The organism is Streptacidiphilus sp. EB103A (assembly GCF_041261405.1).
In the GTDB taxonomy this organism is placed as follows: Bacteria; Actinomycetota; Actinomycetes; order Streptomycetales; family Streptomycetaceae; genus Streptacidiphilus.
The window spans coordinates 121,107-131,180 of the sequence record NZ_JBGCAQ010000020.1; the positions used below are offsets into that span (position 1 = coordinate 121,107).

The window sequence follows — 10,074 nt, forward strand, 5'->3', positions numbered from 1 at the left end:
TGACCCCATTCGGGGGACATGTCCCGATCTGGATGGAACTTTATCGACTTGTTGGTGAATGCTGGGCACGCGACGTCAGGACCGACGGCAGGGGTCGGCCAACCCCCCGTCACCATCCACACCATGAACAGGGAGATCGCGTGTCCCGTTTGCGCACCTTCGCGGCGTTCACCGCGCTGGCAGCCTTCATGTGCCTCGGCATCGGACAGGCAGCCGCGGCGAGCAACGCCTCCGGCGCCTCGCAGCAGTCCAACAGCAGCATCGTCAGCAATGACGGCTCTGGCGGCCTCAGCGGCGCGGTCAAGGGCAACGCCGACGCGTCCCAGCAGACCGGCACCGGAGGCGGGGCCTCCAACAGTGCCAACACCGGCGGCGTGGCGGGCAACGCCGGCACGGTGGCCGCAGGGCAGTCCAACAGCAACTGGTCGGCGGTGGACGTCTACTACTAGCCGCACCGCCCCTGCCCGGCACCACCCCGCTCCACCAGCGCCGGAGCGGGTGGGTGAGCGGGCCGGAGAGGGTCGTTCGAGGCCGACAGCAGATGGGGCTGTCGGCCTCGTCCCGTATGTTCTCGTCCCCTATGTTCTCGTCCCGTACGTTCTCGCCTCGTACAGGTCGGCGCCCGGCGTCCGTCCTACGCCGGGTGGCGGACCACCACGAAGGCGTCCTGCGCCGGGTCGTAGTGGTCGTGGTGCTGCACACCCGTCGCCCGGGTCTCGGACCAGGCGCGGTCCCCCGCCCGGCGGGCCGGGCCGTCCCCCGAGTAGGTCGCCACGACGGTGCCGCCGCCCGGCGGGCAGAGGTGGCAGGTCGCCGTCGCGAGGGCCGTGGTGTCGATCATGGTGGTCATGGCGTACTCCCGTTCTCGTGCCGTACGGGACGGTCCTACGGCCTCTCCTGGTTCCCTGCCCGTTAATCGCACGGATAGCCGAAGAGGATTGACAGGCCGTCCTGTCACGTGCCACCGCAGAGTACCCACAGCCACTGACAAAGCAACAGCACCCCTGGTGACAGCGGTCGCTGAGAGCACATCAGGACGGTCGGCCGTCAGCGCACCTGTACCGCGACCGGCGCCGAGGTGCGGTCGACGACGTGGTGGCGGGGGCCGGTCAGGGCGATGAGCTGGGCGCGGAAGCGGAGCGTGCCGCGGCGCCCGGCCTTGACCTTCACCTGGAGCCGACGGCCCTGCGGACCGCAGGCCAGCTGGCGCCAGGCGCCCCGGCCGACCTGCTCGTCGATGCAGATCCGGACGGTGGCGCCGCCGAAGTCGTCGGAGTTGCCGTTCGCCTGCACCCGGACCGGGCCGCCGACCGCCGTGGTGCGGCTACTGACGGAGATGCCCAGGTCGGACTTGGCCGAGGCAGCCGTCGAGCAGACGGCGAGACCCGCGGTCGCGACCGCGGTGGCGACGGCCAGGGTGCTGACGCGGCGGGTGAGGCTCTGCATGGGACCGTCCTTGAACGAAGCGAGGCGTCGAGCAGCCGCAGCGTAGCCAATTTTTCCGGAGCTGTGGGGTAGCTGTGGGGCAGCGTCCCGCAGTCAGGCCGCCGGTCAGGCCGCCACCGGGCGAAACGCCGCGCGCAGCGCCCCGCCGTCCTCGGTGACCTCCAGCCGGACCGGGGCTCCGGGCCAGAGCCGGTGCGCCGGGACCGGCACCAGCCGGGCGTTCATCCGGAAGCCCTCGTCGAGTTCCACCACCGCGGTGCCGCCGGCCTCGCCCGCGCTGGTCGGCGCCGCCATCCGGTAGATCCTGCCCTGGCCGCTGCTGCGCTTCCAGTCGAACTCGGTGCCGCCGCAGGTCGCGCAGAGCAGCCGGAGCTGGGCGGAGCGGCCGGCGCACCACCGGCAGCGCTGGTAGCGCAGTTCCCCGAGGGCGAGCCCATCCTGGAAGACCTGCTCGGCGGTCGGCATGGCGGATCACTCCCCAGCACTGGTCGGCAACTCGAACGATCGTTAAATTACGGATGCCAGGGGTCACTGTCCAGTCCCGTGCGGTGATGTGACGGACGCCATCCACCGGGTGCTTTCCGGTGATTCCCGGCTAGGATCTTAACGATCGATCTGTAAGGCCCCCGCCGTAAAGCCCCCACCCCAGCCACCCCAGCAAGGACACCGCCGATGCGACCCTCCGGACAGGACGCACTACTGGAGGCCGCCCGACAGGAGTTCTCCGAGCAGGGCTTCGGCAGCGCCTCGATCCGCGCGATCGCGCAGCGCGCCGGGATGAGCCTCTCCGCGATGTACCACTACTACTCGGGCAAACAGGAGCTGCTGCACGCCATCCTGGAAGAGAGCCTGGACACCTACTTCGCCACCTGCACCCGCGCCCTCGCCGAGGTCGGCGAGGAGCCCGCGGACCGGCTGTCCGCCGTGGTGGCCGCGACCACCCGGTTCCGCGCCGAGAACCGGACCCGGAGCAACATCCTGCTCTCCGAGGAGCGCAGCCTGGACCCGGAACGCCTGGCCAGCTACAGCCGCCGGCATGCCGAGGCGACCAATCTGTTCCGCCACGCCATCGACGCGGGCGTGAAGGCCGGGATCTTCCTCACCCCGTACCCGGACGAGGCCCGCCGGGCGGTCATCGCGATGTGCAACGCCGTCGCCCAGTGGTTCCGCCCGGACGGGGCGATCAGCCTGGACGAACTGGTCGACCGCCATGTGGCGATCGCGCTGACGATCGTCGAGTACCGCCCGCACCGCTCCTGGTCGGCGGGACGCGGCTGAGGCTGGGGCGGGGGCTGGGGCTGGGCGTACGAGCCGGGAGGCTCAGGCCTCCTCGGCAGCCTTCGGGTCCTGGCCGATCTCGCGGCGGACCTCGTCCATGTCCAGCGCCCTGGCCTGCTTGATCAGGTCCTCCAGCGCGGGAGCGGGAAGCGCACCCGGCTGCGAGAAGACGACCGTGCGGTCACGGATGATCATCAGCGTGGGGATCGAGCGGATCTCGAACGCGGCGGCCAGCTCCTGCTGGGCCTCGGTGTCGACCTTGGCGAAGACCAGGTCGGGGTTGGCCTCCGCCGCCTTGTCGTACACCGGCGCGAAGCTCCGGCAGGGGCCGCACCAGGACGCCCAGAAGTCGACCAGAACGAAGGGGTTCTCCTCGACGATCTCGTTGAAGTTGTCCTTGGTGAGTTCGCGCGTGCCCATGTGTGCTGCCCCGCTTCCTGCCTTGACGTGTACGGTCTGCTGCCGTCAACAGAGGGCGAGCAGCCACTATTCCAGACCGATCGCCGCCGCCAGGCCCTCCGGCCCGGTGCCCACCTTCCGGTACACCGAGGCGAGCCGCTGGGCCACCACCGCCTGGGTGATGCCCAGATCCGCCGCGATCCGCTGGGGCGGGACACCCCGCGCGGCGCGCTCGGCGACCGCCCGCTCCGGCTCGCTGAGCACCCGGGCGGCGATCGCGTGCAGCCGCTCCGAGCTGGCACCGGCGGCCGCCAGTTCGGACCTGGCCCGGACGACCAGCCCGTCCGCCCCGCACTGCGCCGCCAGCTGGACGCCCTGGCCGAGGGCGTCGCCGGCCTCGCGCGGACGGCCGGTCCGGCGCAGCGCCGACCCGTAGTCGACCAGCGCGAGCGCCAGCTCGTAGGCGGCCGGGGACTGTTCGAGGTGCTCCACGGCCTGCCGCAGCAGCGTCACCGCCTGCTGCGGGGCGTTCACCGCGGCGCACCAGCGCAGGGCGCTGCCCACCGCCGAGTTGACGCCGATCCGCATCGCGCGCTTGAGCGCGTCGGTGGCGATCTCCCTGGCCCGCTCCGGCTCCTCCTCGGCGATGGAGACGGCCAGCGGACCGGCCCACTGCGCCCACAGCCCGTTGTGCCACTCCTTGTCCTGCAGCCCGCGTGCGGCCTCGGTCAGGATCTCCGCGGCCTCCTTGTAGCGCTTCTGCTCGACCAGCAGCCTCCCGTACAGCGTGGCCGCGTCCGGGACCACCATCACCGGGGAGAAGGGCGGCTTGAACGCGTACTCCTCGGCGAGCCCGACGGCCTGGTCGATCTCGCCGCGCGCCATCAGGGTGTCGCAGAGCAGCGCCACCAGGTCCCACTGCAGCGGGGTGCCCCGGCCCAGCCGGTCGGAGCGCTTCAGGGTGTCCCGGAGGAACTTCTCGGCCTCCTCCAGCCGGCCCCAGCGGAACAGCACCAGGCCGCGCATGAAGTTGGCGAAGGCGAGGTGGCCGCCGCTCCAGCCGGCCAGTTCGAACTCCTGGGCCGCCTGGTTGAACAGCTCGGAGGCCACGTCCAGTCGGTCGTTGTAGACGAAGGTGAGGCCGAGCAGCACCGGGATCTCGAAGCCCCAGACCTGGTTGGTCCAGTCGATCCCCTGGGCCAGCCGACCGCGGTCGAACGCCTGCTCGGCGAGCGACAGGGCCACGGCCGAGTCCTCGCCGCGCTGGGTGAGGTCGAAGGCCCGGAGCACCCGGACCGCCCGCGCCCCGGAGTCCGACCCGGTCAGGCTGTCGGAGAGCTCGGCGAGCAGCCGGGAGCGCTCGACGCCGTCGGGCTCCTCGCGCAGGAAGGCCCGCCACATGAAGTACGCGGCCTGCAGCCGGGTGCGGCTCAGCCCGGGTTCGGTGCGCTCGATCTCCTCGGCAGCGGCCGCCGCGGCCTCCTTGACCAGGTTGCTGTGCCCGAGCGCGGAGCTGAGGCGCAGGGTGGCCAGCTCGCGGCGCTGGGCGCTGAGACCGGGGTTGGCCTCCAGGGCCTGACGCAGGTGGTTGATGGTCACGTCCGGCGCGGTGAGCAGCGTCGAGCAGCCCAGTTCGTACAGCACGTCGGCGCGGTCCTCGTCGGCCGGGGGCTCACGCAGCGCGCGTTCCAGACAGCGGCGGGCCGCGTCGGGGGCGCCGACGGCCAGGTGCTGCTCGGCGGCCCTGCGCAGCAGCTTGACGACCTCCAGATCGTCCTCGGGCAGCACTTCGAGCAGGTGCCGGGAGGCGGCCGCCTCCGTGCCGCCGGCCAGCAGCACCGCCTTCGCGGCCTGGCCGTGCAGCGAGGTGCGGAAGGCGGTCAGCCGCATCGACTGGTAGATGGCGGTGCCGATGGTGGGGTGGCAGAACTCCAGCACCGTGTGACCCGACACCGAGTGGTGGTCCTCCCGCAGGATTCCCTCCTCGCGCAGCGTCTCGACTGCGCTGCGGGCCGCGGCCGGGGAGACCGCCGCGACACTGGCCGCGACGTCGGGGTTGATCTCGTTGTCCAGCACGGCCGCGGCCAGCGCGAAGCGGTAGGTGTCGGCCGGCATCCGTTCCAGGGTCTCGACGATGGCGGGCCCGCGCCCGGCGGCCACCAGGTCGCGCAGCAGCGGGATGCTCTCCTCCACCGGATCGAGCTGACGCTCCTTCATCTTGCCGACGACCTGGCTGATGTCGTAGGGATTGCCCCCGGTCAGCTCCCAGCACTGGCGGCAGAACAGGTCGTCGCAGTCCTCCGCGCCGAACTCGCTCCTGAGCAGCTCCTCGACGGCGCCCGGGGTGAGGTTGCGCAGCTTCAGCAGATTGCCCCGGTTCGCGGCCGCCGGGATCGCCGCACCCTCGGGCTCCAGCTCCTCGGGCCGGTAGGCGGCGGCCACCAGCAGCGGCAGACCGGGGATGCGCGAGGTGAAGGAGCTGAGCCAGGCCAGCGACTCGGGGTCGGCCCAGTGCAGGTCGTCGATGATGAGCAGCAACGGACCCTCGCGGACCGCGAGTTGGGTGACCACCCAGTTGAGCGCGTCCTGGACGCCCTGGGGGTCGTTCGACGCGCCCGGCGCGGGCGCCGCCAGCCCCAGGGCCGGCGCGGCCAGGTCGTAGTTGGACCCGTCCAGGAGCTCCCTGCGCCCCTCCGGGGTGCGCTTGGCCAGCACCGGCAGCAGCAACTGCCTGACGATGTTGAAGGGGACGTTGCGCTGCTGCTCACCGCCGCGGGAGTACAGCACGACGCAGCCGGGCTCGCGGGCCGCCGCCTGGCGCAGCCGGGCCAGCAGACTGGTCTTCCCCTGGCCGGCCGATCCGCTGTAGAGGAGCAGGCTGCCCAGGCCGGTGAGCCCGGACCGGGCTCCTTCGCAGAGGTCCTGCAAGGCCTGTTCGGCCAGCGCTGTAGCCTCGTCGCGCTCGTACAGTTCCCGATCGGTCACCGCTTGTGCTCCGTCCATCGCCGTCTCCTCCAAAACTATGCCAGCCAGGCACCGGCAGGCGAGGACTCAGCAGAACAGAGCGGGCCTTCTTGGCCAACTACGGTTGATACTTGAACATATGACCGATCAAAGCCTCACTGGAAAAGATCACATCCGGTAGCGTCACACAAGCCGACTGCGCCTGACGAAGGGACTGGACGTGGACTTGCAGCTCCCCTTCCCCGAGCGGACCAACCCCCGCAGGGGCACTGCCGCACAGCGCAATCTCGAATGGCTCCGCGCGCACGACATGCTGCGGGGCTCGGAAGCCGCCGCGCTCTACGAGCGCTGGAACATAGCGGGGCTGGCCGCGGCCAGCTTCCCCGACCTGGAACTCGACGACCTCTGCCTGGCCGTAGACCAGTGTGCCTTCTACTTCCTCTTCGACGACCAGTTCGACAGTGAGCTGGGGCTGGACCCGGCCGAGGTCGCCAGGGTCTGCGCTCCGCTGATCGAACTGGCCCGGACCGAGCCCGGCGAACGACCCGCCATCGAGATCCCGGACACCCCGGTGAACTCCGCCTTCGCCGATCTGTGGCGGCGCGGCAGCAAGGGCATGTCGCCGCGGTGGCGGGCCCGGGCCTCGTACCACTGGGAGTGGTACTTCGCGGCCCACCCCAACGAGGCGCTGGGCCGGACCCTCGCGGCGGAGGCCGAGCGGAACGGCACCGGGGCGGCGATTCCCAGCAGGGACGCCTACATGCTGCTGCGACGCGGTGCGTCCGGGGTGGAGACCGTCCTGGACATGGTCGAGCGGTTCCACCGGGAGGTGCCCGCGATCGCGTTCCACAGCCCGGAGTTGCGGCAGATGCGGCTGCTGGCCGGGGACGCCCCGGCGATCAACAACGACGTCTGGTCCTACGACAAGGAGGCGCCGCGGGGTGACGTCTACAACCTGGTGGTGATCCTGCAGCACGAGCGGCAGTGCGGGCGCGAGGAGGCCCAGGCGGCGGTGCAGGCGCAGGCCCAGTGGATGGTCGACGAGTGGGTCCGGCTGTCCGAGGAGCTGCCGCGACTCTGCAAGCGGCTGGGGCTGGACCGGGGTGAGCGTCAGGCGGTCGAGCAGTACCGGGACGGCATGGCCGGGTGGATGCGGGGGTACTTCGACTGGGAGCGGAGCACCGTGCGGTACCAGGCGGAAGGCCGGTTGCCGGTGGACCGGCCCAACTTCGTGGAGCGGTTGCTCAGCCGACGGTGGTAGGTGCCGCTCGGTGCATGGTTGCTGTTCGCGCAGTTCCCCGCGCCCCTGAGGTGCTGCAACTGGCCCAGTTGCACTATCTAGGGGCGCGGGGAACTGCGCGATCAACCACGCACCGAACGTGAAACCCTCGCACCGAGCTCAGCCAGGTACTCCCTGAGTTCAACCGGCTCGTCGACGACGAACTCGCAGCCCAGCATGGCCAACCGCATCGCCAGCCACTCCATCGCGTCCGCCCGGGTGTGCAGCACGCAGCTGTTCTCGTCGATCGGGTCGATCCGCTGCGCGCTGCCGCCGAGCTTCGCCGCGATCTGCTCCGCGGGAGCCTGCAGGGTCACCACGGCCTCGACCGTCCGCTGCAGGCCCCTGAGCTTCTGCTGGACGAAGGCCGCCGGGTCGTCCCCCGGCAGGGCCCGCGGAGCGAACCTCGCACCGGTGAGCTGCGGCGCACTGATCCGGTCCACCCGGAACAGCCGCCAGTCCGCGCGGTCGGTGTCGTAGGCGACCAGGTACCAGCGGCGCCCGGCCGTGACCAGCCGGTACGGCTCGACCAGTCGGCGGCTCTCGGCCCGGTCCGCGGCCAGGTAGCCGAAGCGCAGCTTCTCGTGCCCGGCGGTGCCGGACGCGAGCACCGTCAGCACCTCCGGGTCCACCGTGGCGCCGCCCCAGCCGGCCAGTGAGACGGTGGCCGCGCTCAGCGACCCCACCCGGTGCCGCAGCCGGGACGGCAGCACCTGCTGGAGCTTGGCCAGCGCCCGCATCGAGGCCTCCTCGATGCCGTCCACCGGGCTGCCCGCCGCGGCCCGCAGTCCCACCGCGATGGCCACCGCCTCCTCGTCGTCGAGCAGCAGCGGCGGCATCGCCTTTCCGGCCACCAGCCGGTACCCGCCGACCGCGCCCATGGTGGCCTCGACCGGATAGCCGAGCTCGCGCAGCCGGTCGATGTCGCGGCGGATGGTCCGCGGGCTGACCGCCAGGCGCTCGGCCAGTTCGCTGCCGGGCCATTCGCGCGGGGTCTGCAGCAGTGACAGCAGGTTCAGCAGCCGTGCCGGTGTGTCCGTCATGGGTTCAAGGATGCCCGACAAGGCGGACAGGATCTGACCTACATGCCTCCTAGAGTCGAAGACGTGCCGCAGCGAACCCGTGGAAAGCGAACCCGTGGAAAGGGAATGTGATGAACGCTCAGGACGAGGCAGCAGCTCCGTTGGACCCCAGGAGGTGGCTGGCGCTCGCAGTGGTGATGACCGCCAGCCTGATGGACATGGTGGACGTGACCATCGTCAACATCGCCGTCCCCAGCATCCAGAAGGACACCGGCGCCTCGTTCAGCGCGGTCCAGTGGATCACCGCGGGTTATGCGCTGGCCTTCGCCATCGGCCTGATCACCGGTGGACGGCTCGGTGACATCGTCGGCCGCAAGCGGATGTTCCTGATCGGCATCGGCGGCTTCACCGTCGCCTCGGCGCTGTGCGGGCTGGCCGTGAGCCCGGAGATGCTGGTCTCCACCCGGCTGCTGCAGGGCGCGGCGGCCGCGATGATGGTGCCGCAGGTGCTGGCGATCATCCACGCCACCTTCCCGGCCGAGGAGCGCGGCAAGGTGTTCGGGATGTTCGGGGCCATGATCGGCCTCGGCGCCGTCACCGGACCCATGTTCGGCGCGCTGCTGACCCAGTGGAACCTGTTCGGCCTGCAGTGGCGGCCGATCTTCCTGATCAACCTGCCGCTGGGCATCGCCGGACTGGTCCTGGGCGTCCGCTACATCACCGAGTCCAAGGCCCCGAAGGCGCTGCGGCTGGACCTGGTCGGTGTCGCGCTGGGCAGCCTCGGCCTGCTGATGCTGCTGTACCCGCTGATGCAGGGCCAGCAGTCGGGCTGGCCGCTGTGGGGCTTCGTCTCGATGGGCGCGAGCGTCCCGGTGTTCGCCGCGTTCGTCCGCTACGAGCGGGCCAAAGCGGCGCGGGACGGCTCGCCGCTGGTGGAGCTCTCGCTGTTCCGGGTGCGGAGCTTCGCGGCAGGCATCGGCATCCAGCTGGTGCAGGGCGTGGTCTGCGGCATCTTCTTCCTGGTCTGGACCCTCTACATGCAGCTCGGCCTCGGCTGGACGCCGCTGCACGCCGGACTGACCGGGCTGCCGTTCGCGCTGAGCATCTCCACCGCCGCCGGGCTCTCGGTCCAGCTGCTGGTGCCCCGGTTCGGACGCCGGGTGCTGCAGGCGGGCGCCCTGGTGATGGCCCTGGGCGCGGCCCTCTACGCCTGGGAGGTCGGGCGCTACGGCGGCGGGCTGCACTCCTGGCAGATGATCCTGCCGCTGCTGGTGATGGGCGCCGGCATGGGGCTGATCGTCGCCCCGCTGACCGACGCGGTGCTGTCCGATGTGCCCAGGGAGCACGCCGGTTCGGCGTCCGGTCTGATCAACACCACCATGCAGCTGGGCGCGGCGCTGGGGATGGGCCTGGTCTCGGTCTGCTTCCTCAATGTGGTCGAGCACGCCGACCGGGCCCGGCACAGCACCGCACAGATATTCGGCACAGCCTTCAGCAACTCGCTGTGGTGGGTCGCGGGCGGCCTGTTGGTGGCCTTCGTGCTGATGTTCGCACTGCCTCGCAAGGCTGCGACGAGCACACCGGTGGCGGCCGGCATTCCCACCGCCGAGGAGGCCGAGCTCGCCCTGGTCCGCTGAGCCGACCGCAGGAGCAGGCGCCGTACCCCGGGCGATTCCCGGGGTACGG

10 protein-coding genes are annotated in these 10,074 nt (G+C 71.1%); 4 read left to right on the forward strand and 6 right to left on the reverse strand.

Annotation, left to right across the window (positions count from 1 at the left end; all coding sequences use genetic code 11):
* Window positions 1-140: 140 nt before the first annotated feature.
* The gene (locus ABH941_RS30270; protein ID WP_370132753.1) at window positions 141-449 is read left to right on the forward strand and encodes a hypothetical protein; all 309 of its coding nucleotides are present in this window, start codon (window positions 141-143) and stop codon (window positions 447-449) included.
* Window positions 450-634: 185 nt separating this feature from the next.
* Here the strand turns inward: ABH941_RS30270 and ABH941_RS30275 are convergent, their stop codons facing one another.
* The 3 genes from ABH941_RS30275 to ABH941_RS30285 all read right to left on the reverse strand — a co-directional run bounded on the left by ABH941_RS30275 (window position 635) and on the right by ABH941_RS30285 (window position 1,911).
* Window positions 635-850, reverse strand: coding sequence for a hypothetical protein (locus ABH941_RS30275; RefSeq protein ID WP_370132754.1), 216 nt, complete (start codon window positions 848-850; stop codon window positions 635-637).
* A 197-nt stretch (window positions 851-1,047) separates the two neighbouring features.
* Window positions 1,048-1,446: a hypothetical protein gene (locus ABH941_RS30280; protein WP_370132755.1), complete on the reverse strand. Its 399-nt coding sequence runs from the start codon at window positions 1,444-1,446 to the stop codon at window positions 1,048-1,050.
* A 105-nt stretch (window positions 1,447-1,551) separates the two neighbouring features.
* Window positions 1,552-1,911, reverse strand: coding sequence for a Zn-ribbon domain-containing OB-fold protein (locus tag ABH941_RS30285; RefSeq protein ID WP_370132756.1), 360 nt, complete (start codon window positions 1,909-1,911; stop codon window positions 1,552-1,554).
* A gap of 207 nt (window positions 1,912-2,118) precedes the next feature.
* On the opposite strand from ABH941_RS30285, the gene ABH941_RS30290 reads away from it, so the two are divergent.
* Window positions 2,119-2,724 (forward strand): TetR/AcrR family transcriptional regulator, encoded by a 606-nt coding sequence (locus ABH941_RS30290; RefSeq protein ID WP_370132757.1) that lies wholly within the window; start codon window positions 2,119-2,121, stop codon window positions 2,722-2,724.
* Window positions 2,725-2,766: 42 nt separating this feature from the next.
* On the opposite strand, the gene trxA is transcribed toward ABH941_RS30290, so the two are convergent.
* Together trxA and ABH941_RS30300 are read right to left on the reverse strand one after the other, a co-directional pair.
* A complete protein-coding gene (gene trxA, locus ABH941_RS30295; protein WP_370132758.1) occupies window positions 2,767-3,144 on the reverse strand; it encodes a thioredoxin in 378 nt (125 codons plus the stop codon).
* 66 nt (window positions 3,145-3,210) lie between these two features.
* A complete protein-coding gene (locus tag ABH941_RS30300; protein WP_370132759.1) occupies window positions 3,211-6,126 on the reverse strand; it encodes an AAA family ATPase in 2,916 nt (971 codons plus the stop codon).
* Window positions 6,127-6,307: 181 nt separating this feature from the next.
* On the opposite strand from ABH941_RS30300, the gene ABH941_RS30305 reads away from it, so the two are divergent.
* Window positions 6,308-7,348, forward strand: coding sequence for a hypothetical protein (locus ABH941_RS30305; RefSeq protein WP_370132760.1), 1,041 nt, complete (start codon window positions 6,308-6,310; stop codon window positions 7,346-7,348).
* Window positions 7,349-7,449: 101 nt separating this feature from the next.
* Here the strand turns inward: ABH941_RS30305 and ABH941_RS30310 are convergent, their stop codons facing one another.
* On the reverse strand, window positions 7,450-8,409 hold the full coding sequence (locus ABH941_RS30310) for a helix-turn-helix transcriptional regulator (RefSeq protein WP_370132761.1): 960 nt from the start codon (window positions 8,407-8,409) through the stop codon (window positions 7,450-7,452).
* A 110-nt stretch (window positions 8,410-8,519) separates the two neighbouring features.
* On the opposite strand from ABH941_RS30310, the gene ABH941_RS30315 reads away from it, so the two are divergent.
* Entirely contained in the window at window positions 8,520-10,025 is a 1,506-nt protein-coding gene (locus ABH941_RS30315; protein ID WP_370132762.1) for an MFS transporter, read from the forward strand.
* The last annotated feature ends 49 nt before the right edge of the window (window positions 10,026-10,074 follow it).